Origin of the sequence: Paenalcaligenes hominis (genome assembly GCF_041359055.1) — a bacterium.
Lineage (GTDB): Bacteria > Pseudomonadota > Gammaproteobacteria > Burkholderiales > Burkholderiaceae_B > Paenalcaligenes > Paenalcaligenes hominis_A.
Genome location: NZ_JBGJKZ010000006.1, coordinates 85,462 through 110,730, shown reverse-complemented (window position 1 = coordinate 110,730; position 25,269 = coordinate 85,462). Strand labels below are relative to the sequence as shown.

Here is a 25,269-nt window from a genome sequence, read left to right as displayed (position 1 = left end):
TGATGATTGAGCTAACCACCCAGTGCCCTCAATGTGAACATCAATTTGATGTGACCTTAGAGCAATTGCAGCAGCGCAAGGGTTTGCTGCGCTGCCCTCGTTGTGCGCAAATTTTTGATGCGTATGAACATGCTGTGGTTAAAGCTCATACAACGCCCTCTGTGCCTAGGCAAGCAGAGCCTATTGCGCTGCAACCGTCACCTAGTCCAGCTTCTGGTTCTGCAAAAACAGCCGCATTTTCTATTTCTGCCGCCAGTGAAGACACTGAACCTCAGTCACACTTTATAAACCAGCCCATTGTTAGCCCCGAACCAATGCGGCCACAGGTAAAAACACGAGCTCAAACAGCAGCTGCAATTCGTAGCTCCCAGCCTATACAAAGTGCGGCCGAGTCAGATGAAGATATACGTGTTTATTTAAACCGAGACGAGCGCGCTGAACCTCGTTGGCACAATGAGACGGAGACCGCAGTGCCGCATTTTTCTGCGGAGCCACGTCGAGCCTTACATGTTGAAGAGGGCGCTGATTCAACGTCTAGTTGGTCTAGTCCTTTATGGACCTTGCTTGTCTGGTTATTAGCTGGCTTGATGGTATTGCAGTTGCTGTACGTGTACCGTGCGCAAATAGCTAACACAGTCAGCTTTACACGCCCTGTACTGCAACTATTGTGTGATGGTTTTGGTTGCACTATTCCTTATATGCGAGCTGTAGACGCAATAGAAATTAGGCAGTCGTCATTACAACAGCAGCCCAATTTTGAGCAAAAAGGTCAGTACGCGTATTTATTGCAGCTGCAGCTTAAAAATACTTTGGCTTGGCCCCAAGAGTGGCCGACGTTAGTGGTTAGCTTTACGGATGCCGCGGCAGCAACCTTAGCGACTTTGCCTATTGAGCCTCAGCAGTATTTAGCACCTAGTCAGCGTCAGCGTCCTTTTGATCCCGGTGCTCAGCTGACTATTCGTTTGCCGGTATTATTACCCAATAAAAAAATCAACGGTTTTACCGTAGAAAAATATTATCCCTAAAAAGGTATTTTCATGTCTAAACGTATTTTAGTCTGTGGTTCTGTTGCCTTTGACTATATTGCTGTCTTTGAGGGCAATTTCAAAGACCACATTCTGATCGATAAAGAGCGTTCTTTAAGCGTGTCATTTTTTACGCCTTCCTTAAATAAATTTTATGGGGGGTGTGCAGGTAATATTGCTTATAACCTTAATTTGCTTGGCAGCCATGCCGTGCCTGTGGTGACCTTAGGCAGCGATGGGGCTGACTACATTCAGCGCTTTAATGATCTGGGCATTGACATCAGTGCCGTCAAAGTACTAGATGACTATTTATCGGCTCAGTGCTTTATCACCACCGACCTTGAAAGTAATCAAGTCACCTCTTTTCACCCCGGTGCCATGATTAAATCTGCGGATAATGACATTACGGGCATGGAAGCGGTGTATGGGATCGTGGCCCCAGATGCCAAAGAAGCCATGTTTGCTCATGCCGAGCGTTTGCATGCACAAGGTATTCCTTTTATTTTCGATTTAGGCCAAGCCATGCCTTTATTTGAGAAAGAAGACTTAGAGCGCATGATTGACATGTGTTCTATTCTGACCTCAAATGATTACGAGGCCAGTGTAATTAGCCAACGCATCGGATCCGACCTTTCAACACTGGCAGCTCGAGTGCAGGCATTAATTGTGACCGAGGGTGAAAAAGGGTCTACCCTGTATACACAAGGTCAAGCCCATAGTATTGCTGCCTTGCCCGCAGCCGAGGTGGTTGATCCAACGGGTTGTGGTGACGCGCATCGTGCAGGGTTGTTACACGGCCTTACACAAGGTTGGTCAATTTACGAGTCAGCATGTTTAGGAAGTGTGATGGGTGGGATTAAAATTGCGTATCAGGGCACACAAACTCACGCCCCCACAAAACAGGATATTCAGCAGCTGCTAGCAACCCATTATGGTGTAAATAAAACCATTTAATAGTGGTGTAGGCTGAGGTATTAACGGAGTCATTATGAAAACACTTACTCAATTCAACGCATTTAGACTGGTCTTAACAAGTGTTGCGGTTGCCTCAGCCGTATTTATTGCTGGGTGCGCTGGTCAGTCGGCATCTAGTTCAGTGTATAGCTATGGTCAAGCACAAAATGAACAGATTGTGCGTTTAGGTACGGTACAGTCTGTACGGTATGTCACTATTCAGTCAGACAAAGCCTCTGGCTTTGGTGCTGCTTCTGGGGCGGCTTTGGGTGGTGTGGCGGGTAGCACCATTGGCGGAGGCCGAGGCAATGTACTTGCCACCATAGGCGGCGTTATATTAGGCGGTCTAGCAGGCAATGCTGTAGAAAATCAGACCGATAAAAAGCAGGGGCTAGAGATCACAGTGCAAATGGATAATGGCGAAACACGTGCTATTGCCCAAGAAGCTGATGTCATGTTTACAGCAGGTCAACGGGTACGAGTATTAAGCGGCAATGGTCCCACCCGCGTAACACCGCTTTAATTCTTAGTCATAAACACTAAAGCCCTTGGTATGTATCACAATACCAAGGGCTTTAGTGTTTTAAGGTACTTAGGGTTTGAGTACAGATTTTTTCTACATAGCAATCAGTGCAAAATTAAGGCGCTGCACCACCATATTTAATACTTGGATTAACAGCAATACTAATAGCGGTGAAAAATCTATAGGTCCGGTGTTGGGTAAGCGCTTCCGGATGGGTTCCATAATAGGACGTGTTAATGCCACCAACAAGGGCATAGCGGGCGCGCTTGGGTTAACCCATGACAAGATCACCTGGATCAAAATGAGCCATAAGGTGATATTGAGAGCCCATTTAATAACAGTAAGTACCGCAGCCAGAGCTAGCTTGGGTAAAAGCTCAAGCGGTAGTCCCACATTAGCCAAGAGCAGCCAGCCCCCAATCAATGAGAGAAAAGCGCAGAGCCATGCGGCAATTAAGCTTGAGCTATCGATGTGACGACTATTTTTCACAAATTTATGAATGGGTAAAACAGCCCAATCAGTAACACGAAAAATGGCCTGAGAGTACGGGTTAAAAGGTGGCATGCGAATAAAAAATAACCATGCTCTAAACAAAAAAGCAGCACCTAGTAACGACAGGCCGACTTGTAAAATAAAAGACAAAATATCAGTAAACATAGAGCGGCTACTGGTGGACTATTGTTCGTCTGTGTTGTCGTAGGGGTAAGGCCAATTACCGGCAGGATTAGGTTCAGTGTGAATGGGTTGAGCAGGCTGGGTGGCAGTAAGAGCCATAATTCATATCCTTAGTTAAGCAAACAATAAAGGCATGGGCCTAGCGCCCATGCCTAAAAGTCTAACCTATGCCTTGCATGCTGCAAAGCCTTGGGCTTTATTTAAGCGCTAAGCCCTGCGCAATTAATTGCGCTTGCTCTTTGCGCGCTTGTTCAACAGCAGTGTGTTTGACTGGGCCAAAGCCACGGATACGCTGTGGAATTTGCACATACTGTAAAGCCAAATCAAATTGCTCTGCGGTTAAATGCGTACTTAAAAAACGCAGGTGTTGCATGAACTGATCGCGTAACTCGCGCTCCATTTTACGCTCTGCTTGGTAGCCAAATAGATCAAAGGCCGTACCACGAAGTGCTTTGGCTTGAGCTAAGCGCGGCATAAATTTAAGCATCCATCCACCTAGCTGGCGCTTTAATGGGCGACCATTACTTCCTAAGCGACTAATCCAAGGGGGGGCCATATGGAAGTTCACATCAAAGCCTGCCTCAAACTGCTGTTGCAGCTGCTCCATAAACGCGGGTTCGCTGTAAAGGCGTGCTACCTCGTATTCATCTTTGTACGCCATGAGTTTGTACAAGCTGTGAGCGGCTTCTAAGCTGAGCTGTTCAGAACCCGGCTGTATACGTTGTTCTGCTTGACTCAGTTTTTGAATAGCTTGGGTGAATTGATTCGCATACGCTGTATTTTGATAAGCGGTTAAGCGCGGCACATACAGATCTAGCGCTGCCTGTAGGCTTTGGGGGCGCTTAGTAGTAGGGCGTTGATGTTGAGCGATCAACGCAGTGATTTTTTCGGGTGCTGCTATCCAGACGCGACCGGCATCAAAAGCGAGCTGGTTTGCCGCTACCGCCACCCCATTTAATTCAATAGCGCGCTGTAATGCTGTCAAACTAATAGGGATAGCACCTTGTTGCCATGCCATACCCAGCATCATCATATTGGATAAAATACTATCACCGAATAGTTGCTCGGCAAGATAGTGTGCATCGACATGGTGGCTGTTTTGTTGTCCACTGGTGGTGACCAACTGCTCCACTAATGCTGTACGCGGTAATTTGACATCTGGCTGACGAGTGAATTCAGAGGTGGGGGCAAGGTATTCATTAATAAAAACCTGCGTTTTCTGGGGGGCAATGCATTGAGCCGCTGCTGCATTACTGGCTGCCACACTATCACAAAGAATGGCAACATCCGCTTGGTGTGTATCAATACGCACCGTACCGGCACTTTGGTGATCAGCAGAAAGTCGAACATGACTAATTACAGTACCCCCTTTTTGGGCCAGCCCTGTCATATCTAATACCGACGAACCTCGGTTCTCCAAATGCGCTGCCATGGCTACGATTGCGCCAATTGTAATAACTCCTGTGCCCCCAATGCCTGCCACAATTAAATTACAGGCGGTGGGTGCCCCTTGAGTACGTACTGTGTTGTGTAGGGCTGCGCCAAAGTGTTTTTGTAATGTAGCACTATCTAGACCAGCGGCTTTTTTAGGCTCGGCACCCAACACAGAGACAAAACTAGGGCAGAAACCTTCGACGCAACTAAAGTCTTTATTACAGCTGGATTGATCAATGGCACGCTTACGGCCTAATTCCGTCTCAAGTGGCACAATGGACAAACAGTTCGACTGCACACCGCAGTCGCCACAGCCTTCGCAAACTTCTGGGTTGATGAAAATGCGACGCTGCGGGTTAGGGAAGTCGTTTTTCTTGCGGCGACGACGCTTTTCCGCAGCACAGGTTTGATCGTGAATTAAAACCGTAACGCCAGGTATATCGCGTAATTCACGTTGCACTCGATCCAGTTCGCGGCGGTGTAATACGTCAATACCAGAGGGCAAGCTAACCCCTTTGTAACGCTCAGGTTCATCCGTTGTTATGACCACTTTTTTCACGCCCTCGCCGAGGACTTGTTGGCAAATACGCGGTACCGATATAGGACCATCAACCGGTTGCCCCCCGGTCATGGCGACAGCATCATTAAATAAGATCTTATAGGTAATATTGGCGCGTGCCGCCACAGCTTGACGTATAGCAAGATAACCCGAGTGGAAGTAGGTGCCTTCTCCCATATTTTGGAAAATATGGGCTTGGTTCATAAATGCAGAGGCCCCGACCCAATCGGTGCCTTCGCCGCCCATTTGAGTTAGGCCTTGTGTATCACGATCCATCCATGAGGCCATGTAGTGGCAGCCTACACCAGCGAGCGCTTTGCTACCTTCAGGAACCTTAGTGGAGCTATTGTGTGGGCAGCCAGAACAGAAATAGGGACGACGGGTTAAGCCAAAACTATCTAAGGCTTTTACGGTAGGTAACGTACAGGAAGGCGCGGAGGGAGCGCTCGGTAATAGATTAAGCTCACCAAGCCAATTGAGCAGGGCTTGTTCGATTGCGGATGGGCTCAATTGACCGTAACGCGAAATAAGATCATGTTGTTGGCTGTTTTTCTTGCCTTGTACTCGGGTATTTAAACCGGCATCGAACAAAATAGTTTTGATTTGGGCTTCGACAAAATCGTCTTTTTCCTCGATGACCAACACATAGTCTAAGTCGCGCGCAAAGGCAAGAAAACCTTCGGTTTCAATAGGCCATATCAGCCCTAGCTTGTAATGACGTATTGCAGGCAATCCCTGTTTTTTCTGTAGGTTTTCTATGGCTTCCAGCGTATCTACGGTGCTTTTTCCCGTAGTGACAATACCTATTTTGGCTTGAGGGGCGGCATCAATCAGCTTGTCTAATGGATAGGTGCGCGCAAATTCGTGCACGGCCACCAAGCGGCTTTCTATGTTGTTCTCAATATGGGGCGTCAGAAAGGGCTTGGCATCGTAACTGCGGGCATGCACAGAGGGTGTATAGGCTAAATCGAACTGCGGTACATCAAGAATAGTAAAAGCTCTGCCGCTTTCCACTGTTTCTGTAATAGCTTTAAAGCCTACCCATGCTCCTGAGTAGCGTGATAATGCCCAGCCCCATAGCCCAAAATATTCGTATTCTTCAACAGAGCTAGGGTGAATAATAGGCATACGCAAATGGCGCAAAGCATGTTCACTGCTATGGGGGATGGATGAGGAAACGCCCACATGGTCATCACCAACCACCACCAACACGCCGCCTTTATGACTTGCGCCAGCAGCATGCCCATGGTGTAGAGCATCACAGGCCCGGTCTACACCTGGGCCTTTGCCATACCACATGCCGAATACGCCATCGACCTCTTTATTGGGGTGGGTGTCTAACTGCTGAGTACCCATCATCATGGTGGCAGCAAGGTCTTCATTAATAGCCGGTTGAAAACGGATGCGCGCTTGTTCGAGCTCTTTGGCATGACGCCACATAGTAGAGTCCACACCGCCAAGTGGAGAGCCGCGGTAACCCGAAATAAAACCGGCTGTATTTAAGCCAGCCGCTTGATCGCGACGAGCTTGGCTTAATAGCATGCGTAATAAAGCCTGAGTTCCAGTAAGAAAAATACGGCCTGACTCAGCGCTGATATTGTCGTTAAGTTGATAGTCTAAATTTAAATTATTACGCATGATAAAACCTCCACGATGATACTTACCATCATAAGTAGAAACCCGGGGTTTTTCTTTGCTTTGTTATTGCGTAAATTCCCCTATAAACGAAATAAACATTTCAATATGGGATAAATATGGACATAATTAATTTAAAAATATTAGATCATCTGCAAAAAGAAGGGCGCGCCTCTGCCCAACAGGTGTCTGAACAAGTCGGCTTATCGGTAGCACCGGTATGGCGGCGTATTAAGGCCCTAGAGGAACAGAAAGTAATTACGGGCTATCATGCGGTAGTGGATCGCAATAAAGTCGGTTTGCAAAGCTGTATGTTTGCGCAAATTAGTTTAGACCGGCACTCGGCTACTATGGTGGATAATTTCATTCAAGCAGTGCGTGAAACCCCTGAAATTATGGCTTGTTATGCGGTAACCGGTGATGCCGATTTTTTATTAAAAATTGTGGTGTCTAGCCCAGAAAGTTATGACGATTTTATGCACCGTTTTTTCTTTAACTTACCCGGCGTTAGACAAACACGCACCATCGTGGTGTTGAAAGAAATTAAAAATCAATTACAGTTACCTTTGTTTTAGATTGACTGCATAGTGCGATGAAAAGCTGGGGTAAAATCGCTGGTACTTACTACATTTTACGAGGACATGCTGTATGAAGCCGTTTCATTTTTGGCGAATGATCGGGGTGATGGTTTTAGGTGGTGGCTTGGCTGCGTGTACCTCCTTTCCTCCCCCTCCTGCAGCACCAGAAGCCCCCAAAAAAACCGTTTGTGAGCCGGTTTCAGCCGACGACCCCTTGGTGGGCAATTGGCTTAGCAAACGCCAAGAAAAGGGGGTGGCTGGTGAGCTACGCACCTTGTTTACCTTACAAGCCGATGGCCGAATGCTGTATACCGAGCAGATAAAACGCCCTAGACAACCTTCACAAGGGCTAAGTGAAAACGGGTGTTGGTGGCGTGATGGTGATCAATTGATTTTAAAAACCCTTGAGTCCAATGGCTCTCCCGTAGACATAGAGGACCCAATTTACGAAAACCGCTATAGCGTGTCACACAGTAGTACAGACAAGCTACGCTTACAGGGTTCTGATGGGGTGCAACACAATACGACTCGGACTTCTCCTGGGTATCGTTTGCCGTTTTAATAGGGTGCGTGATGCTTAGAGGCGCTTCGGGCTTGGCCCGAAGCGTATAGATGTATTTGGCTAGGCGTGTTGCGCTAAACGGCTCAGAACGGTTTCTTTACCTAGTAGGGCCAGTACTGCATCAATAGCAGGGGTTTGTTTTTGGCCGGTTACAGCTACGCGTAAAGGAATGCCTAGTTGCGGCATTTTGGCATTGTGCGCACCAAGCGTTTCTTTGATTGCAGCGCTTAGGGCCGTTGTGCTCCAGTCGTTAAGTTGTGCTGCTCGCCCAGCAAAATCATTAAGTAAAACCAGGGCATTTTCCGTAAGAACTTCGGCTTGTAGCTCGGCCGATGCAGGCTGGAAAGCACCACAAAATACCATGGCCCCTTGGGCTAGATCGTTAAGTGTTTCAGCTCTGCCTTTTAGTAATTCCATAACGGCACTAAGATCTGTAGCGTTTGGATTGCCCCCCAACTTTTCAATACGGGGTGCTACTAAAGCGGCAAGGTCGGCATTGTCACGTTGTTTAATGTAATGCGCATTGACCCAGTTTAATTTTTTAGGGTCCCATTGTGAGGCAGAACGACTGAGGTTTTTGGTGTCAAACCATTCCACAAACTGTTCCACAGAAAAGATTTCGTCATCACCGTGGCTCCAACCAAGACGAGCCAGATAATTCAGCATGGCTTCAGGTAAATAGCCTTGGACATCGTAATCCAAAATACTGACCGCACCATGACGCTTAGAAAGCTTTTCCCCATCGGGGCCAAGGATCATAGGCACGTGGCCATACACAGGTACGGTGGCCCCTAGCGCTTCGAGGATCACAATCTGACGGGGGGTATTGTTCACGTGATCGTCACCGCGAATGACGTGAGTGATAGCCATATCCCAGTCGTCTACTACCACACAGAAGTTATAGGTAGGGGTGCCATCGGCGCGAGCAATAATTAGATCGTCCAGCTCGTCGTTAGCAATACTAATACGCCCTTTAACCAGATCATCCCAGCTTGTTACGCCAGTTTGTGGGCTTTTGAAGCGCACTACTGGGGAGCGATCGGCAGGAATGGCTGGTAGAGTTTTGCCTTCTTGGGGACGCCATGTACCATCGTAGCGAGGCTTTAACCCCAACGCGCGTGCTTTTTCGCGCATGGCTTCGACTTCGTCTGGGGTGCTGTAGCAGTAATAGGCATGACCAGACTCTAGTAGTTGTGCTATGACTTCTTTATGACGTGCATTACGCTGCATTTGATAAAACGGACCCTCATCAGCCTGCATCCCTAGCCAATCCATGCCCTCTAAAATGGCTTGTACAGCTTGGGGGGTAGAGCGCTCTAGGTCAGTGTCCTCAATACGCAGCACGAATACACCGTTGTGATGACGTGCAAACGCCCATGAAAACAATGCGGTACGCGCCCCACCTAAATGTAAATAACCGGTTGGTGACGGAGCAAAACGGGTACGAATAGTAGTAGTCATAAACTCATAGCAATCAAAAGAGGAGAATGCCCGCTACAGCGGACAAATTTCCTTTATTTTAATAGACTGAACGTAATTGCGCAGAACAAACTGAAAAAAAAAATAACCTTGAGGTTGCCAAGATGATAATACGCCATCGTTTAGCTGCTTTATTTGAACCCCAGTCCGTTGTTACGGTTGTTAGCCCTGATGCCCGATGTCATTTTCAGTTTGACAAGGCGGTAGAGTTACATTCTGTGGTGTATGAGCCAAATAAAGCGTGGCCGACATGGGAGTGGGGCGAGAGCAGATTGGATTTAGCGGTGGTTTGTGTACCTGCTAGCCAACTGACAGAGGTGCTGCAACACCTAACGGCTTTACGTCCCCGAGCTTTGAGTTTGCTGACGCATCCGTCCAGTCAGGCTTATGATTCTGATCTTATTGCGTGGCTAGCCACATGGGCTCAGGAGCATCACTGTTTGGTTCTAGGGCCACGCTCATTTGGTTTAATGCGCCCGGGTGTGAGTTTAAACGCTAGCATTCATCCTTTAGCGCCTCAAGCTGGCAAAATTGCTGTGGTCTCCCAGTCACGCACGATTGCAACAGCTTTATTAGACTGGAATGAAAATGCCCAAGTGGGTTTTTCAACCGTGGTGGATCTTGGCGAAGAAGTCGATCTTGATTTGGCTGCCGTATTAGACTATCTAGCAGTCGACGCACAAACCGATAGTATTGTTCTGTATTTGCATAGTCATCCTGCAGCGCGACGTTTTGCTAGTGCTATTTATGCGGCCTCCGCAGCCAAGCCCATTATTGTGTTAAAGGCAGGTGGCGTGAATGAGGGCCCTACATTGCGCGCCCGTGAGGAGGTGTTCAGTGCATTAATGCGTCGGGTGGGGGCGATCCGAGTACGGTACTTGACCCAGCTATATGCTGCCCTAAAGGTATTAAGTTTAAAGCGTCGCGTTAAGGGCTCGCGTATTGCTATTGTGTCGAATGGTGATGGGGTAGCGCAACTGGCAATCGATATTATGCGCCACGGTACTATTGTCGAGCTGGCTACTCTTAGCACCAAAACTCGGCATACCTTAGAGCGCATGGCATTGCCTACCGATCGTGTGCAGAACCCTATTGCTCGTTATGCGCCATGGACGGCTGAGTACATAGAGCAAGTCATAGAAAGCTTAGCTATAGACGAGCAGGTGGACGGTATTTTGGTGTTAATTGCCCCAGACCCTTATGCCGATTTAAGTCAAATAGCAGAGTCCATTCTGACTATGAGCACAAAGCTCTATAAGCCCTTAATGAGTTGTTTTGTGGGCGAGGCTTCGATGCGTCCTTTACGTCACCGTCTAGAGCAAGCAGGCATACCGGCTATGCGCACACCGGACGCAGCCATTGATGCTATTAATACATTGGCTTCTTATTATCATAATCAACGCTTAGCCCAGCAAATACTACCTGCCGAGTCCTTGGGGCGACCGGCTCAAATACGTGAGGCTCGTGCTTTAATTGCAGCGCTGCAGCAGCAAGGAGTGCGTTATCTAGACGAGGCCGACTGCACGCAGCTATTAAGTTATTTTCAAGTCCCCATACAAACGCAGGCATTGCCGCAAACTTTACCTACTCTAGCTCCTACCAGTGTGCATATTTATACGGATGAACACTATGGGCCGTACCTTATTTTCAGTGCGGCTCAAGGTCAATTGCAGTTTTTAAATAGTCGCACTTCCGTCGCCTTGCCGCCATTAAATAGGTATTTAGCGCGTCACTTAATTGAGCGTGCCCCAATTTGGCAAGAACACCTTGGTACAGTGGCTGGAAGCGCTATTTACGCTCAGCTGCAACAAGCTTTAGAGCGTTTATCCGAATTAGTCAGTGAGCTGCCTGCTGTGTTAGAGCTGCATGTGGATCCGCTTTGGTTAAGCCCCAGTGGCTTATATGCTTCACAGTTGGTCATAGAGTTACATGCACAAGAGACGCACACACGTCCAGAACACAGTGGTTATCCGCATATGGCTATTCACCCGTATCCCCGCTATTTGGTTCAACACCATCAGCTTACTTCAGGACAAAAATGGGTGTTGCGCCCTATACGTCCCGAGGACGCGCAGGCTTTACAGGAGTTTGTGCGTAACCTGTCCGAAGAAAGTCGTTACATGCGATTTGTATCGATGATGCGAGAGTTATCTGCCTCTATGCTAAGCCGCTACACGCGCATTGATTATGACCGTGAGCTGGCTTTAGTTGCCACTATTCCTTGTCAAAGCCACTCTAAAGAAGAGGGTGACAAAGTAATTGCTTTTGCGCATTATTTACGTAATAGGGACGGAGTAGGGGCCGAGTACGCGTTAGTGGTGGCTGACGATTGGCAGCGTCATGGTTTGGGCATGCAGTTGATGCGAGCCTTGATTCAGGCTGCCAAACATCAAGGTTTAAGTTATATAGATGGTTATGTGTTGGCTACCAACTATGCCATGCTGGGGTTGTTAAAACATCTAGGCTTTAAGGACGACATAGATAAATACGACCCAAGCCTACGTCGGGTTTGGTTAGATTTGCAGCAACAAGAGCCGTAGCCCTTGCTGCTAAGGCAATATTACTGCGCAAACACTTTTTTCAAAAAAGCACCAATGGCGGCAACCTCGTCGGGATGCACAGAATGCGGCATGGGGTAAGTATGCCAGTCGACTTCATAACCAAGCTCGCTTAATAAGGCGCTGGACTCCTGCGCACGCTGTATAGGAACAACAGGGTCTTGGGTGCCATGAGCCATAAAAATAGGAGTGGTGGCATTAGCAGGGTGACGCTCTGTGGCCGTTTTACTGGCAATGGGTAAATACCCAGATAAGCACACCATGCCGGCTAGCTGCTCTTCTAGGCGTAACCCCGTTTGCAGGGTCATGGCGCTACCCTGAGAAAAACCTGCTAAGACAATACGCTCAGTGGGGATACCACGCGCATTTTCTCGGGCAATTAAGGCTTGCACCAAGAGCTGAGAGTCACGTAGCCCTTTTTCATCCTCGTGACGCACTAAATCCATGACGTAAATGTCATACCATGCCCGCATGGCCATACCATTGTTAATCGTAATAGGTATGACGGGGGCGTGAGGGAAAATAAAGCGAATAGGGATATCATCCACACCTAGCTCAGGAACAATAGGGGCGAAATCATTACCATCTGCGCCTAAACCATGTAACCAAATCACAGCAAACTGAGGCTGAGGTGAGGTTGAAATTTCAATGCATTCTAATTCTGTGCTCATGACCGATCTGATTGCTCCACAATAGATTTAATGGCTTGAAAAAGTTGGCGATATTGCTTGCGGCTTGGTTCTTTGCCTTCGGCCAGCTGCTCGTTTTGTTGTTTTTCTTTGCGAGCGCTGCGCACGAGGCTACGAAAAGCCTGAGGGTCAGCGGGATTAAATTCCTCGAAAAACAAGGTTAATGCTGCATCATCACGCATCAGCACATCTCGCAAAGCCTCGAGCCTATGCATGGCTTTGGCTTGTTCCTTGGAGCCATTTTCCCAGATGTCTAGCTGATGACGAATAGCTTCTGCGTCTTCAAAGCGCATGAGCTTGCCCACATATTGGAGTTGACGACGTTTGCCTTCACGTGCGGTAATACGTTGAGCTTCTTTGATTGCGGTTAACAGGTTATCGTTTAGGTTGAGCTTGTTCAGTTTTTCATTAGAAAGCTCAACCAATTGCTTGCCTAGATCCTGTAAGGCATGCATATCACGCTTTACTTGTGATTTGCTAGGGCCGTAATAGCCATTTTCATCGGGTTCTAAGTAGTTTTCGGTCATAATAAATAGAGTATCAGCGGTGTAGTTCGCTTCATTTTAAAGAGTATCCATGAGTCAGTCTTCTATTTCTTCTTTGCCCATATCGGAAAACCAATCACGATTTTGTCAGTTGGTTGATGATGTATTAAAACACGCCAAACAGTTAGGTGCGTCAGATGCTGCCGTAGAAATTGCAGAAAATCAGGGCTTATCGGTAGCTGTACGACAGCAAGACGTGGAAACCATAGAGCAGACTCGTGATCGTTCTTTAAGTGTAACGGTTTTTGCGGGCAATAAACGAGGCTCGGCCTCTACCTCAGATTTTTCACCTACAGCTCTTCAAGACACGGTAGCGGCCGCTTGGCATATTGCTCGTTACACTGCCGAAGACGCCATGGCAGGGTTGCCAGATACTGAAGATCTAGCGCTGCATTACCCCGATCTGACGCTATATAGTCCTTGGACCGTTGATGCACAACACGCTGCTCGCTTAGCCCTACGTGCTGAGCGGGCTGCTTTGGACTACAGTCCTCTCATCACCAATAGCGATGGCGCTGCATTAGATACGAATGTGGGTCATTTTGTACTGGCAAACAGCCGAGGCTTTTTGGGTGGCTATCCTTACAGCCGTTACAGCATTTCAGCTAGCCCTATTGCGGGGGAAGGGCATCAGATGCAGCGTGACTACTGGTACTCTGTTGCCCGAAAGCCACGCCTATTAACAAGTCCAGAGGAAATAGGGCAGATCGCTGCTCAGAAAACCTTAGCGCGTCTGCATGCCAAACGAATTAAAACGGGGCAGTATCCAGTGCTGTTTGATGCCACACTTGCCGCTGGCTTATTGGGGTCTTTTGTGCGTGCTGCTAGTGGTGGGGCGCTGTATAGAAAAACGTCTTTTTTACTGGATCAATTAGGTCAATCCGTATTTGCGCCGCATATCCAAATAGTAGAAAATCCGCATATTCTAGGGGGGTTAGGTAGTGCTCCCTTTGATGCTGAAGGGGTGAAAACCTCGGATCGCATCATCGTAGACCAAGGGGTGTTAGGCGGATATTTTTTATCTACTTATACGGCACGTAAGCTCGGGATGCGCACCACCGGCAATGCCGGCGGCGCTCACAACCTGACTTTACGCTCGCAGCTAACTGCGCCTACCGACGACCTGACGCAAATGCTAAAAAAGCTAGGTACTGGTTTATACGTTACCGAACTAATTGGTCAAGGCATCAACTACGTAACTGGCGATTACTCGCGCGGTGCTTTTGGGTTTTGGGTAGAAAACGGGGAAATTCAACACGCCGTAGAGGAAATCACCATTGCAGGCAATTTAGCGCAAATGTTCCAACACATGGCAGCAGTTGGGGCAGACCAGGTGATCCGTGGCGGTAAACGTACTGGTTCTATCCTAATAGAAAACATGGCTGTAGCCGGTAGTTAGCTCTTGCTTCTAAAAACGAGTCTTGTACTCTGGCTATTCCTAATAACAAGCTCCATATACGCAGTGTATGATATTGTTGCGACCAGTATATTTTGGTCATCTTTTTAATTGAACGTCATGGAGGTTCCACGCGATGCAGCGTCGTTCATTTTTGAAAAAGGCCGGCTTGACTGCTGTGGCTGGTTCTGCAGTGGTTGCAGCGCCAGCAATTGCTGAAAGCCTGCCCAAGCTAAATTGGAAAATGACGTCCACGTATGGCCCGTCATTGCCAGCGCTCTTTTCTACCGCAGAGCTTTTCGTTAGCATGCTTAACGAAATTTCTGACGGCAACTTCAACGTGCGTTTATATCCCGTTGGCGAAATTGTGCCTGGTTTCGAGGTCATGGATGCCGTAGAAAACCGTACTGTAGAAATGGGTCAAACCGCTTCTTATTACTTCTACGGAAAAGACCCTTCCTTTAGCTTTGATACTGCCGTTCCGTTTGGCTTAAACTCACGCCAGATGAATGCCTGGATGTACGAGGGCGATGGCATGAAGCTCATGCGTGAACTCTTTGCTACACGCAATATCATTAACTTCCCCTTTGGTAACACAGGTACTCAAATGGGTGGTTGGTATCGCAAGGAAATTAACTCAGTCGATGACCTTAAAGGTCTCAAGATGCGTACTGCGGGCTTTGCGGGCGAAGTTTTAGCGCGCATGGGTGTAGTACCTCAACAGGTTCCTCCGGGCGATATTTACCCCTCTCTAGAAAAAGGCACGCTGGATGCCGTTGAGTTCGTTGGCCCTGTGGATGACGAAAAGCTCGGGCTCCAAAAAGTCGCCAAGTACTACTACTATCCCGGTTGGTGGGAAGGCTCGGCTCAGGTCTCTTTATACGTCAACCAAGATGCTTTTAACGAGCTTCCTGCTACGTACCAAAAGATGGTGGCTACAGCTGCCCGTGCAGCATCTGACAACATGCTTGCTATTTACGACTCCCAAAGCCCAGGTGCTTTACGTCGCTTAATCGCAAGCGGTGCTGTGCTTAAAGCGTTCCCACGCGATGTAATGGATGCGTCTTTCAAAACCTCTAATGAACTATACAAAGAGTTCTGCGAGAAAGACGAGCGCTTCAAGCGTATTCACGACAATTACATGGCATTCCGTGATGAGCTCGTGCCTTGGTTCCGTGTGGCCGAAGGCTCCTACGACAACTACCTAGGTATTGCATTAGCAAACCGCGGTAAATAGCTTTATTTGTCGCATAAAAGCCCTCTTTGCTTGGCATTGGGGGCTTTTTTGTTTGCAAAAAGTGCTTTTGTGGTAGAATCTTACGGTTAGTCTATTTGTTATTAGTACGGGCGAAAAATAACGCCTTGGCTTATAGATTAATTTTTATTTAATGGCGTATAGCCTTTTTATTTTAGGAACCTATCATGAAGACCTTTGTGGCCAAGCCGCATGAAGTCCGTCGTGAGTGGTTTGTGATTGATGCCAAGGACAAAGTCCTAGGTCGTGTGGCCAGCGAAGTTGCACGCCGCCTACGTGGTAAACACAAACCTGAATACACTCCGCACGTTGACACTGGCGATTACATTGTTGTTATTAACGCAGCCGATATCCGCGTTACAGGCAACAAACTCCAAGACAAAAAATACTACCGTCATACTGGGTATGTAGGTGGCATTAAAGAGACCAACTTCGAAACCATGCAGCAGCGTTTCCCTGGTCGTGCTCTAGAAAAAGCCGTCAAAGGGATGCTCCCTAAAGGCCCATTGGGTTACGCCATGGCTAAGAAACTCAAGGTTTACGCTGGCGAAGAGCATCCGCACTCCGCTCAACAGCCTAAACCACTGGATATCTAAGGACAGGTCATGATCGGTAATTGGAATTACGGTACCGGCCGCCGCAAATCTTCGGTGGCTCGTGTATTTATCAAAAAAGGTACGGGCGCTATTGTTGTAAATGGCAAGCCTGTAGACGAATACTTCGCTCGCGAAACTGGTCGCATGATTGTGCGTCAGCCTTTGGCTCTCACCGAGCACCTCGAGTCATTTGATATCAAAGTGAACGTACATGGCGGCGGCGAAAGCGGCCAAGCCGGTGCAGTGCGTCATGGTATCACTCGTGCTCTAATCGACTTCGACGAAACACTAAAATCCGCGCTCAAACAAGCCGGCTTAGTGACACGTGATGCACGTGAGGTCGAGCGTAAGAAAGTAGGTTTCCACAAAGCGCGTCGTCGCAAACAGTTCAGCAAACGCTAATTGTTTCGCTTCACCCTTGTGGTGCCCCAAGAAACCCCAGCTTTGGCTGGGGTTTTTTGTTTGTATGAATAAAGCTGCCCTAAATCCCCAAAAAAACTGTATTTCATTTATTATAAGTAGATTCTTATTTTGTTTTTTTGCTACACATAAAGGGGCCTTATGTCTACGTCAGCACATGCCAAACCCATCCGAGTCGGTATTGTGGGTGCAACTGGTTATACCGGTGTGGAATTACTGCGATTACTCGCTCAACACCCACAGGCGCAAGTCGTGGCGGTTACCTCAAGGCAGGAATCCGGTATGCCGGTAGCCGATATGTTCCCTAGCTTGCGTGGTCATGTGGATGCGGTTTTTCAAACGCCCGACGAGGCACAGCTTGATCAATGCGACGTGGTTTTTTTCGCTACGCCTCATGGCGTGGCTATGAACGAAGCCCAAGCCTTATTAGACAAAGGCGTCAAGGTTATCGATTTAGCAGCAGACTTCCGTTTGCAGGATACTAGTGTGTTCGAAAAATGGTACAAAATGCCTCATGCTTGCCCAGATATTTTAGAAAAATCGGTGTACGGTTTGGTTGAAATCAACCGCAAGAAAATTGCTCAGGCTCAGGTCGTAGGCAATCCCGGCTGTTATCCTGTTACTGTTTTATTGGGTACTGCACCGTTATGGGGGCACGATACCCCCTTGGTCGAGGCTCGAGTGGTGGCTGACTGTAAATCTGGGGTTTCGGGTGCGGGCCGCAAAGCCGCTGTTGGTAGTTTATTCTCCGAGGCCAGCGATAACTTTAAAGCGTATGGGGTAGGGGGGCATCGCCATCACCCCGAGATCGCTGCGCAGCTGAAACTACTAAATCACGGTCAAGACATTGATCTCACTTTTGTGCCGCATTTAGTGCCTATGATTCGTGGTATGTTCTCCACGCTGTATGTGCGCATTACTCCCCAAGGCATGGATACAGACTTTCAGGCTCTTTACGAGCAGTTTTATGCCAATGAGTACTTTGTGGATGTGTTACCAGCTGGCGTCATCCCTGAAACTCGCTCTGTACGCGCTTCCAACAAAATTCGTATTGCTATTCAGCGCCATGGCGATCAGCTCATCATTATGGCGGCTCAAGACAACCTCGTTAAGGGGGCTTCAGGGCAGGCTGTACAAAATATGAATTTAATGTTTGGTTTGCCCGAGCAAACAGGCTTAGAACAAGTAGCTATCCTGCCTTAATTTGTGTAAATGCGTAAAAAAGAGGGAACTGGTTTTTATTTATTTAGTCAAATAAAGATGAAAACACCTACCTCTACACCAACATCTCGTTGGGTTTGGCTGCTGGTCGCCGTGCTTTTAGCTCTGCTCGTAGGGGCAGGTTCTGCATGGTACTGGCAGCAACAGCGTTTAGAGACACTTGGGCAGGCTCATAAGCAGTGGCTTAATGCCCAAGAGCAACTACAACAAATGCAGTTGCAAAACCAAAGCCTCCAAACTCAACTTACCCTAGAGCAAGCCACTCAAGACGCTTTGCAAGAGCGTCTTATACAAAAGCAGAACGAGTTAGGATACCTCCAAGAGCAGTTGGCTTTTTACGAACATCTTCTACCTTTATCGGGTACAGGGACAGTGCAAGTACGTGGTCTAGACCTAGAGCCTCAGACCCATACATTACGGTATAAACTTCTTTTACAGCGTTCTTCAGCCTTACCCCGCTTTAATGGGCACATACAATTTACGGCTCACGGGCATCAAGACGGAGATTCAGTTAACATAGTGCTAACTACGGCTGGCGAAGACAGCACCACCACCGACATCGAGTTTGACCAGTTTTTACGCGCTACCGGTTTGTTAGATGTACCCGATGGTTTACGCATTGACGCGGTCACTTTACATATCTACCAAGGCAAGCAGTTGCGTGCCACCCACAAAATTGATCTAGTGCCTGCTTCTGCTGCGACAGCAGATGATTAAGGCTTAAACTACTAGAGTTACCTATTTATTCGTTGTAGGAGTTTCTTATGAATACCCTAACTGAAACGGTTGATCTACAGGCTCCGCCATCTCCTTTGAGCTTCACTGATCCCGCTGTTGAAAAAGTGCGCGAGTTATTACTCGAGGAAGGCAACCCCGATTTAAAACTACGCGTTTTTGTACAAGGCGGTGGTTGTTCAGGCTTCCAGTACGGCTTTACCTTTGATGATGTGACTGACGAGGACGATACTGTTATTGAAAAAGGTGGGGTTCAGTTATTAGTTGATCCCATGAGCTTTCAGTATCTAGTCGGTGCAGAAATCGACTTTAAAGACGACTTAGAAGGCGCTCAGTTTGTGATCCGCAATCCAAACGCCAGCACCACATGCGGTTGTGGTTCCTCGTTTACGGTGTAATTACGCCTTATACCAGGCCCCAAGCAGTCGGCCATGAGTAGCCCCAGTCACCGCTGGGTGGCTGGCAGGTATATCATGTTGATACGCATAAGCCAGCCAAGCAAACGCAGCGGCTTCGACCTCTTGGGCACCGATTCCAAACCCGTCACTGATGTAGACGGGTTTTTTTATTTCCTGGGCAATTAACTCAATTAAGTGGCTGTTGTATGCGCCACCACCACACACAATAAGCTCAACACAGTCGGCTGCGTAGTCCCGAATAGCGTACGCAATACTACGAGCGGTAAATAATGCTAATGTGGCTTGTACGGCAGCAGGTTTAATATCAGGGTAATAAGCAAGGTGTTGTGCTAACCAAGCCGCATTAAATAAATCACGTCCTGTGGATTTAGGTGGGGCTTGTTGAAGCCAGCTTTCACTTAATAAGCGTTCCAGTAAGCCAGAGTGAGCTTGTTCTGAGGCCGCCCATTGGCCCGAGGCATCATAGCGTTGACCTAAATGAGCGTAAATCCACTCGTCCATCAAAGCATTAGCCGGCCCTGTATCAAAACCGATAGCAGGTTTGCCAGGGCGTAAAATACTCACGTTAGCTATGCCGCCTAGGTTTAGTACTACACGCGGCTGCTCAGTGCTAAAGACGGCTTGATGAAACAAAGGAACTAAGGGCGCACCTTGACCGCCTGCGGCTAAATCCCGACTGCGAAAATCAGCAATTACATCTATGCCAGTTAACTCTGCCAAGAGCGCAGGGGCATTCAGCTGCCAGCTGTAGCCTAATTCGGGAGCATGGCGCACTGTTTGACCATGAGCACCAATAGCGTGAATAGCGTGCGCTGATATTCCGCTTTTTTGTAATAGTTCTGTGCAACTCATGGCATACAGACGAACGAGCTCTTGGGCAGCTAAGGCTGCCCGATGAAGCTCATCGTGACCGGCTGTATTCAAAGCTAAGAGCTCGGCACGTAATGCGGGAGGCATTTCTAATGCGGTATGTGCTAGTACCTTTACCGAATTCGTAGCAGAGATGCGGCACAAGGCCGCATCCACACCATCGGTACTGGTACCGGACATTAGGCCGATATACAGCATGTTTTAACTAGGGTTAGCATTAGTTATCTAACGCCGCAACTAGAGGCTCATTTAGCCCTTTGAGTAAAGCCAATTGAGTGCGGTACTGAATGGCAATAGCATCAAAAGCGGCTTGCTGTTTTGCATCGAGTACACGCGCGACGGGCAGCTCTACCGAGAGCGGATCGACGGGCTTGTTTTTGATGCGAAACTCGTAATGCAAATGTGGCCCAGTGGCCCAACCTGTTGACCCTACGTAACCAATTAATTGGCCTTGGGATACGGTGTCGCCACGTTTTAAGCCTGATGCGAACTTGCTTTGGTGGGCATACAACGTGCTGAAACCACTATGATGCTCAAGCACAATGGTTTTACCGTAACCATTTTGATTGCCAATAAAGGTAACTACCCCGTCTCCGGTAGCATGAATAGGTGTGCCAGTAGGTGCTGCATAATCCACACCATTGTGGTTACGCCAACTACCGTGAATGGGGTGACGACGCCCACCAAAGGTGGAGCTGATGCGGGTAAATTTTAAAGCGTTACGCAAAAATGTACCTTGGGAGCTTTGACCATTAAAATCGTAGTATGAACCTGACACACCATCTGGGCTGAACCAGAGTGCATCATGTGTTTTACCTTGATTTTCAAACTCTAAGGCTAAGATTTTCCCGGCACCGACGCGTTGGCCGTTGTAGCTGTGTGTTTCGTACACCAATCGGAAGCGATCGCCTTTGCGTATGTCTTTCATGAAATCCATTTTGGAGCTAAGGATTTCTGGTATTTGTAACGCAATGGAGTCTGGGATGTTTGCCGCGTCAGTGGCACCAAACAATGAGGAGTTAATCGTGCCCTCAGCCATTTGAATATGGGTAGAAGTAGCCATGGACTGCTCTGTAGCCACATAGCTACCTTGGCCGTCTGGGCGCACTTCAAGCCATTTTGAAAGGGCTTGACCTTTGTCATTGTTAGTGGGGGTGTGATGATAGCGCAGCCACAATAAGTCATTGTCATCCGTTAGGGCTACTTGAAGGCTACGTCCAGGGTAGAGCTTGTAAATAGAACGAGCATTTTTATCATGTGTAAGAAATGCTTGTAGGCCTGGAGCAGTAATCTGTAACCGTTGTAGTAAAGCCGCGAGGGTATCACCACGACGAATGCGAGTTTCTTGAATATAAGGCTCAGTGTTCTTTAGGCCCAGTGGAGTGACCCCGGCTGGTAGCTCTAGAGCTTGAGTGGCCTGAAAGATAGTGGGTTCTTCGGTAGGCTCAACAACAGCAATTGCTGCTGCGCCTGCGAATAAACCAAAAGCAAGAACGAGTAGAGTCTTTGTTACAATCTGACTTTTCTTTGGGCTGGTGTGCTGGGGAGCGGTAGAAGTGCCGTTGTTCCCTTTATTAAGCATGTGACCAAAACCTTGTACGATGTTGGGTCTAGATTGACCTTTATGTGTAGGAATACACAGAACGGTTTACAATCTAAACGGATAAGCCAAAAATGAGAAAAAACGCTTCTGCGCAGAGCTCAAGTTCTGCGAGAACGTTTTCGATAAGATGCGTGTTGAGCCAGAGGCGCACGAGTGTGCAGTTTTTGGGCCCAAGCGTTATCCTAGCTTATTTACGCCGGTTTTTCGACCCTTTTAAGAAAAGTTTTAATCAGGTCTACTTATGTCAGTACAAGACGCTCCCATTACTCCTGCAGTAGAAGCCGATTTAGCCATCGTTAAGCGTGGCTGCGACGAGCTACTCGTGGAGTCTGAGTTTGCTCGTAAACTCGCACGTAGCCATGCTACAGGCCAGCCTTTGCGCATTAAATTAGGCTTAGACCCGACGGCACCCGATATCCATTTGGGCCATACCGTTGTGTTAAACAAAATGCGCCAGCTCCAAGACTTAGGTCATCAAGTTGTTTTTTTGATTGGTGACTTCACTTCTACTATTGGTGATCCAAGCGGTCGCAACACAACGCGCCCGCCATTGACACCCGAGCAAGTCAAAGCCAATGCCCAAACGTATTGTGATCAGGCAAGTTTGATTTTGGATCAGTCCAAGACCGAGGTGCTTTATAACTCTGTATGGCTAGACCAGTTGGGTTCACGGGGTTTAATTCAGCTCGCATCACGTTATACCGTGGCACGCATGATGGAGCGCGACGACTTCACCAAACGCTTTACCTCTAATACGCCCATTTCTGTGCATGAGTTCTTGTATCCTTTACTTCAAGGATACGATTCGGTGCAGTTAAAAGCAGATTTAGAGCTAGGCGGTACAGATCAAAAATTTAACTTGCTTGTAGGTCGTGAGCTCCAAAAAGAATACGACCAAGAGCCACAGTGTATTTTGACCATGCCTTTACTAGTGGGTTTAGATGGCGTCGAGAAAATGTCTAAATCCAAAGGCAATTATATTGGCGTTACAGAAAGTGCTGACTCCATGTTTGGCAAAATCATGTCCATTTCAGACACTTTGATGTGGTCATACTTCGAACTTTTATCTTTCCGTAGCCTGGCTGAAATTCAAGGCTTTAAAGACGCCATTGCGGCCGGCCAAAACCCGCGTGACACCAAAGTGGCTTTGGCTCAAGAAATCGTAGCGCGTTTTCATAGCCAGCGTGATGCCGAGGAAGCCTTACAACGCTTTGAGGCTCGCTTTAAACACGGCGAAATTCCCGACGACATCCCCGAGGTCACCTTAACGGGCGCTCCCTTAGGCATTATTAATGTATTACGCGAAGCAGGTTTAGCCGCTTCAGGTAGTGAAGCACAGCGTAATATCACCCAAGGTGGCGTTCGCGTTGATGGTACACGCATCGAGGACCGTGCCCTTGAGCTTGCCGCGGGTACTTATGTGGTTCAGGTTGGTAAACGTCGCTTTGCTCGTGTAACCTTGAACTAACGACTTTACTAAAGGAGCAAGTGATGAAACTGCATAGTGATTCTTTTTCCGATCAGGCCGTTATTCCTGTGCGCTACGCATTTGGAAAATACGATGCTCAGAATAAGGTGGCTCTGGCAGAGAACATCAATCCACACTTGGTCTGGAGCCAAGCTCCCGAGCAAACGCAATCCTTCGTGATTTTATGTGTGGATTCCGATGTACCTACGCAGCCGGATGATGTGAATCAGCCCGACCGCGAGGTACCTTCCGACTTGCCCCGCACCGACTTTTACCATTGGGTGCTAGTAGACGTTGCGCCCAATATTCGGGAAATTGCTGAAGGCAGCTATGCTCAGGGCATCACCCCTCGGGGTAAATCGGGCCCCCTTTCTTTAGATGGTACGCGTCAAGGCCTAAACGACTATACGCAGTGGTTTGCGCATGACCGCGATATGAATGGGGATTACTTCGGTTACGATGGGCCATGCCCGCCCTGGAATGACTCGCTTATTCATCATTATCGTTTTACTGTGTATGCGCTTGATATAGATCGTGTGCCCCTAGAGGGCAAATTCACGGGTGCGCAGGTACTACAGGCGATTACGCCGCACATACTGGCTCAGGCCAGTCTTACAGGCACTTATACATTAAACCCTCGATTAGGTGCCGCTTAAATAAAACTCATTTATGTAGATGAAAGAAATAGCGGTTAACTGTAGTTAAAATCGGGTTTTTTAGGTTTTTTTTTGCACATATGTTTTTTTTCAGCTTAAAACCTGCTAAAGCGGTAAAATGCTGACTTTAATGCCCTCTTTTTAGTTAGGATCTTTCATGTTTGATCGTTCTCATACTCTCGATATTGCTGACCCCGAAGTTTGGGCAGCTATGCAAAAAGAAGACGTGCGCCAAGAGCAGCATATCGAACTTATCGCTTCTGAAAACTACACCAGCCCTGCCGTCATGCAAGCCCAAGGCTCTCAACTGACAAATAAATACGCAGAAGGCTATCCAGGTCGCCGTTATTATGGTGGCTGTGAGTTCGTAGATATCGTAGAGCAGCTTGCCATTGATCGTCTCAAACAGATTTTTGGTGCTGAGGCCGCCAACGTACAACCTAACTCAGGCTCTCAGGCAAATCAGGGCGTGTATATGGCTGTACTCAAGCCCGGCGATACCGTTCTAGGCATGAGCCTAGCCGAGGGGGGCCACCTAACTCATGGTTCACCGGTTAACGCCTCCGGTAAATTGTACAATTTCATCTCCTACGGCCTTGATGAAAACGAGGTGTTAAATTACGATCAGCTCGAAGCCCTAGCTAAAGAGCACAAACCAAAGCTTATCGTAGCTGGTGCTTCTGCATACTCGTTACACATTGATTTCGAGCGCATTGCCCGCATTGCCAAGGAAAACAATGCGTTATTTATGGTGGATATTGCTCACTACGCAGGCTTAGTTGCCGGTGGTCAGTACCCCAACCCTGTACCGCATGCCGACTTCGTTACCTCCACCACACATAAATCATTACGTGGTCCACGTGGTGGCGTCATTATGATGAAAGCCGAGCACGAGAAAATCATCAACTCTGCTATTTTCCCTGGCATTCAGGGTGGCCCCTTAATGCACGTCATTGCAGGTAAAGCGGTTGCTTTCAAAGAAGCCCTAGAGCCTAGCTTCAAGGACTACGCAGCCCAAATCATTAAAAATGCTGCTGCTTTGTCACGCACATTGGTAGAGCGTGGTTTGCGTATTGTTTCAAGCGGCACTCAAAGTCATCTGATGTTGGTCGATTTACGCTCCAAAGGTCTTACTGGTAAACAGGCCGAAGAAGCCCTAGGCAAAGCCCACATTACAGTTAACAAAAACTCCATTCCTAACGATCCCGAGTCACCTTTTGTGACCAGTGGTGTGCGTTTAGGAACGCCAGCTGTGACTACGCGTGGTTTTACCGAAGAAGATTGTGTATTAACGGCCCATCTTATTGCCGATGTCTTAGATAACCCTAACGACGAAGAAAATCTGGCAAATGTACGTAGCCGTGTACACGAATTAACTTCACGTTTGCCCGTGTACCGTTAATTTTTACGCCCT

The 25,269-nt window shown here is 47.9% G+C and carries 23 protein-coding genes; 16 read left to right on the top strand and 7 right to left on the bottom strand.

Features of this window, described 5'->3' with window-relative positions; genetic code table 11:
* Positions 1-2: 2 nt before the first annotated feature.
* Genes ACBP46_RS12720 through ACBP46_RS12710 form a run of 3 tightly spaced genes read left to right on the top strand, consistent with a single transcriptional unit; the run spans position 3 to position 2,502 of the window.
* Positions 3-1,025, top strand: a complete 1,023-nt coding sequence (locus tag ACBP46_RS12720; protein WP_371017092.1) for a zinc-ribbon and DUF3426 domain-containing protein — start codon at positions 3-5, stop codon at positions 1,023-1,025.
* A 12-nt stretch (positions 1,026-1,037) separates the two neighbouring features.
* On the top strand, positions 1,038-1,979 hold the full coding sequence (locus tag ACBP46_RS12715; RefSeq protein ID WP_371017091.1) for a carbohydrate kinase family protein: 942 nt from the start codon (positions 1,038-1,040) through the stop codon (positions 1,977-1,979).
* 34 nt (positions 1,980-2,013) lie between these two features.
* Entirely contained in the window at positions 2,014-2,502 is a 489-nt protein-coding gene (locus tag ACBP46_RS12710; RefSeq protein WP_371017090.1) for a glycine zipper 2TM domain-containing protein, read from the top strand.
* Between the two features lie 93 nt (positions 2,503-2,595).
* Here ACBP46_RS12710 and ACBP46_RS12705 read toward each other — a convergent pair whose 3' ends face one another.
* Together ACBP46_RS12705 and ACBP46_RS12700 are read right to left on the bottom strand one after the other, a co-directional pair.
* Positions 2,596-3,159 carry a YggT family protein gene (locus ACBP46_RS12705; protein ID WP_371017089.1) on the bottom strand — a complete coding sequence of 188 codons (564 nt, stop codon included), beginning with the start codon at positions 3,157-3,159 and terminating at the stop codon, positions 2,596-2,598.
* Between the two features lie 214 nt (positions 3,160-3,373).
* Positions 3,374-6,808 carry an indolepyruvate ferredoxin oxidoreductase family protein gene (locus ACBP46_RS12700; RefSeq protein WP_371017088.1) on the bottom strand — a complete coding sequence of 1,145 codons (3,435 nt, stop codon included), beginning with the start codon at positions 6,806-6,808 and terminating at the stop codon, positions 3,374-3,376.
* 116 nt (positions 6,809-6,924) lie between these two features.
* On the opposite strand from ACBP46_RS12700, the gene ACBP46_RS12695 reads away from it, so the two are divergent.
* Entirely contained in the window at positions 6,925-7,380 is a 456-nt protein-coding gene (locus tag ACBP46_RS12695; protein WP_371017087.1) for an Lrp/AsnC family transcriptional regulator, read from the top strand.
* 73 nt (positions 7,381-7,453) lie between these two features.
* Complete coding sequence (locus tag ACBP46_RS12690; RefSeq protein WP_371017086.1) at positions 7,454-7,945, top strand: hypothetical protein; 492 nt, start codon at positions 7,454-7,456, stop codon at positions 7,943-7,945.
* Positions 7,946-8,005: 60 nt separating this feature from the next.
* Here ACBP46_RS12690 and gltX read toward each other — a convergent pair whose 3' ends face one another.
* Positions 8,006-9,406, bottom strand: coding sequence for a glutamate--tRNA ligase (gene gltX / locus ACBP46_RS12685; protein ID WP_371017085.1), 1,401 nt, complete (start codon positions 9,404-9,406; stop codon positions 8,006-8,008).
* A 122-nt stretch (positions 9,407-9,528) separates the two neighbouring features.
* On the opposite strand from gltX, the gene ACBP46_RS12680 reads away from it, so the two are divergent.
* Positions 9,529-11,964, top strand: coding sequence for a bifunctional acetate--CoA ligase family protein/GNAT family N-acetyltransferase (locus tag ACBP46_RS12680; protein ID WP_371017084.1), 2,436 nt, complete (start codon positions 9,529-9,531; stop codon positions 11,962-11,964).
* A gap of 20 nt (positions 11,965-11,984) precedes the next feature.
* Here ACBP46_RS12680 and ACBP46_RS12675 read toward each other — a convergent pair whose 3' ends face one another.
* Positions 11,985-12,653 (bottom strand): alpha/beta hydrolase, encoded by a 669-nt coding sequence (locus tag ACBP46_RS12675; RefSeq protein ID WP_371017083.1) that lies wholly within the window; start codon positions 12,651-12,653, stop codon positions 11,985-11,987.
* Positions 12,650-13,198: a ribosome biogenesis factor YjgA gene (gene yjgA / locus ACBP46_RS12670; protein WP_371017082.1), complete on the bottom strand. Its 549-nt coding sequence runs from the start codon at positions 13,196-13,198 to the stop codon at positions 12,650-12,652. Before yjgA ends, ACBP46_RS12675 begins: the two co-directional genes overlap by 4 nt.
* Positions 13,199-13,247: 49 nt before the next feature.
* Between yjgA and pmbA the strand changes: the two genes are divergently transcribed.
* The 7 genes from pmbA to erpA all read left to right on the top strand — a co-directional run bounded on the left by pmbA (position 13,248) and on the right by erpA (position 19,237).
* Positions 13,248-14,615, top strand: a complete 1,368-nt coding sequence (pmbA, locus tag ACBP46_RS12665; protein WP_371017081.1) for a metalloprotease PmbA — start codon at positions 13,248-13,250, stop codon at positions 14,613-14,615.
* A 133-nt stretch (positions 14,616-14,748) separates the two neighbouring features.
* Positions 14,749-15,849 carry a TRAP transporter substrate-binding protein gene (locus ACBP46_RS12660; RefSeq protein ID WP_371017080.1) on the top strand — a complete coding sequence of 367 codons (1,101 nt, stop codon included), beginning with the start codon at positions 14,749-14,751 and terminating at the stop codon, positions 15,847-15,849.
* A gap of 185 nt (positions 15,850-16,034) precedes the next feature.
* Positions 16,035-16,463, top strand: coding sequence for a 50S ribosomal protein L13 (gene rplM / locus ACBP46_RS12655; protein ID WP_371017079.1), 429 nt, complete (start codon positions 16,035-16,037; stop codon positions 16,461-16,463).
* Between the two features lie 9 nt (positions 16,464-16,472).
* Positions 16,473-16,865 (top strand): 30S ribosomal protein S9, encoded by a 393-nt coding sequence (gene rpsI, locus ACBP46_RS12650; RefSeq protein WP_371017078.1) that lies wholly within the window; start codon positions 16,473-16,475, stop codon positions 16,863-16,865.
* A gap of 159 nt (positions 16,866-17,024) precedes the next feature.
* Positions 17,025-18,086 (top strand): N-acetyl-gamma-glutamyl-phosphate reductase, encoded by a 1,062-nt coding sequence (gene argC / locus ACBP46_RS12645; protein ID WP_371017077.1) that lies wholly within the window; start codon positions 17,025-17,027, stop codon positions 18,084-18,086.
* Between the two features lie 57 nt (positions 18,087-18,143).
* A complete protein-coding gene (locus ACBP46_RS12640) occupies positions 18,144-18,821 on the top strand; it encodes a DUF6776 family protein (protein WP_371017076.1) in 678 nt (225 codons plus the stop codon).
* 47 nt (positions 18,822-18,868) lie between these two features.
* On the top strand, positions 18,869-19,237 hold the full coding sequence (erpA, locus tag ACBP46_RS12635; RefSeq protein WP_371017075.1) for an iron-sulfur cluster insertion protein ErpA: 369 nt from the start codon (positions 18,869-18,871) through the stop codon (positions 19,235-19,237).
* Here the strand turns inward: erpA and ACBP46_RS12630 are convergent, their stop codons facing one another.
* Together ACBP46_RS12630 and ACBP46_RS12625 are read right to left on the bottom strand one after the other, a co-directional pair.
* Positions 19,238-20,326 carry an anhydro-N-acetylmuramic acid kinase gene (locus ACBP46_RS12630; protein WP_371017074.1) on the bottom strand — a complete coding sequence of 363 codons (1,089 nt, stop codon included), beginning with the start codon at positions 20,324-20,326 and terminating at the stop codon, positions 19,238-19,240.
* 19 nt (positions 20,327-20,345) lie between these two features.
* The gene (locus ACBP46_RS12625) at positions 20,346-21,710 is read right to left on the bottom strand and encodes a peptidoglycan DD-metalloendopeptidase family protein (RefSeq protein WP_371017073.1); all 1,365 of its coding nucleotides are present in this window, start codon (positions 21,708-21,710) and stop codon (positions 20,346-20,348) included.
* A gap of 262 nt (positions 21,711-21,972) precedes the next feature.
* Here ACBP46_RS12625 and tyrS point away from each other — a divergent pair, with 262 nt between their 5' ends.
* From tyrS to glyA, 3 genes are all read left to right on the top strand, one after another.
* A complete protein-coding gene (gene tyrS, locus ACBP46_RS12620; RefSeq protein WP_371017072.1) occupies positions 21,973-23,199 on the top strand; it encodes a tyrosine--tRNA ligase in 1,227 nt (408 codons plus the stop codon).
* 23 nt (positions 23,200-23,222) lie between these two features.
* Positions 23,223-23,855, top strand: a complete 633-nt coding sequence (locus ACBP46_RS12615; RefSeq protein ID WP_371017071.1) for a YbhB/YbcL family Raf kinase inhibitor-like protein — start codon at positions 23,223-23,225, stop codon at positions 23,853-23,855.
* 157 nt (positions 23,856-24,012) lie between these two features.
* On the top strand, positions 24,013-25,257 hold the full coding sequence (glyA, locus tag ACBP46_RS12610; protein ID WP_371017070.1) for a serine hydroxymethyltransferase: 1,245 nt from the start codon (positions 24,013-24,015) through the stop codon (positions 25,255-25,257).
* Positions 25,258-25,269 lie beyond the last annotated feature (12 nt).

Coding starts and splice junctions, on each gene's coding strand:
- ACBP46_RS12680 (WP_371017084.1), top strand. CDS start 9,529: ATGATAATACGCCATCGTTTAGCTGCTTTATTTGAACCCCAGTCCGTT.
- erpA (WP_371017075.1), top strand. CDS start 18,869: ATGAATACCCTAACTGAAACGGTTGATCTACAGGCTCCGCCATCTCCT.
- rpsI (WP_371017078.1), top strand. CDS start 16,473: ATGATCGGTAATTGGAATTACGGTACCGGCCGCCGCAAATCTTCGGTG.
- yjgA (WP_371017082.1), bottom strand. CDS start 13,198: ATGACCGAAAACTACTTAGAACCCGATGAAAATGGCTATTACGGCCCT.
- ACBP46_RS12615 (WP_371017071.1), top strand. CDS start 23,223: ATGAAACTGCATAGTGATTCTTTTTCCGATCAGGCCGTTATTCCTGTG.
- tyrS (WP_371017072.1), top strand. CDS start 21,973: ATGTCAGTACAAGACGCTCCCATTACTCCTGCAGTAGAAGCCGATTTA.
- ACBP46_RS12695 (WP_371017087.1), top strand. CDS start 6,925: ATGGACATAATTAATTTAAAAATATTAGATCATCTGCAAAAAGAAGGG.
- ACBP46_RS12660 (WP_371017080.1), top strand. CDS start 14,749: ATGCAGCGTCGTTCATTTTTGAAAAAGGCCGGCTTGACTGCTGTGGCT.
- rplM (WP_371017079.1), top strand. CDS start 16,035: ATGAAGACCTTTGTGGCCAAGCCGCATGAAGTCCGTCGTGAGTGGTTT.
- argC (WP_371017077.1), top strand. CDS start 17,025: ATGTCTACGTCAGCACATGCCAAACCCATCCGAGTCGGTATTGTGGGT.
- ACBP46_RS12640 (WP_371017076.1), top strand. CDS start 18,144: ATGAAAACACCTACCTCTACACCAACATCTCGTTGGGTTTGGCTGCTG.
- ACBP46_RS12675 (WP_371017083.1), bottom strand. CDS start 12,653: ATGAGCACAGAATTAGAATGCATTGAAATTTCAACCTCACCTCAGCCT.
- ACBP46_RS12715 (WP_371017091.1), top strand. CDS start 1,038: ATGTCTAAACGTATTTTAGTCTGTGGTTCTGTTGCCTTTGACTATATT.
- ACBP46_RS12720 (WP_371017092.1), top strand. CDS start 3: ATGATTGAGCTAACCACCCAGTGCCCTCAATGTGAACATCAATTTGAT.
- pmbA (WP_371017081.1), top strand. CDS start 13,248: ATGAGTCAGTCTTCTATTTCTTCTTTGCCCATATCGGAAAACCAATCA.
- ACBP46_RS12700 (WP_371017088.1), bottom strand. CDS start 6,808: ATGCGTAATAATTTAAATTTAGACTATCAACTTAACGACAATATCAGC.
- ACBP46_RS12625 (WP_371017073.1), bottom strand. CDS start 21,710: ATGCTTAATAAAGGGAACAACGGCACTTCTACCGCTCCCCAGCACACC.
- ACBP46_RS12630 (WP_371017074.1), bottom strand. CDS start 20,326: ATGCTGTATATCGGCCTAATGTCCGGTACCAGTACCGATGGTGTGGAT.
- glyA (WP_371017070.1), top strand. CDS start 24,013: ATGTTTGATCGTTCTCATACTCTCGATATTGCTGACCCCGAAGTTTGG.
- ACBP46_RS12690 (WP_371017086.1), top strand. CDS start 7,454: ATGAAGCCGTTTCATTTTTGGCGAATGATCGGGGTGATGGTTTTAGGT.
- ACBP46_RS12705 (WP_371017089.1), bottom strand. CDS start 3,159: ATGTTTACTGATATTTTGTCTTTTATTTTACAAGTCGGCCTGTCGTTA.
- gltX (WP_371017085.1), bottom strand. CDS start 9,406: ATGACTACTACTATTCGTACCCGTTTTGCTCCGTCACCAACCGGTTAT.
- ACBP46_RS12710 (WP_371017090.1), top strand. CDS start 2,014: ATGAAAACACTTACTCAATTCAACGCATTTAGACTGGTCTTAACAAGT.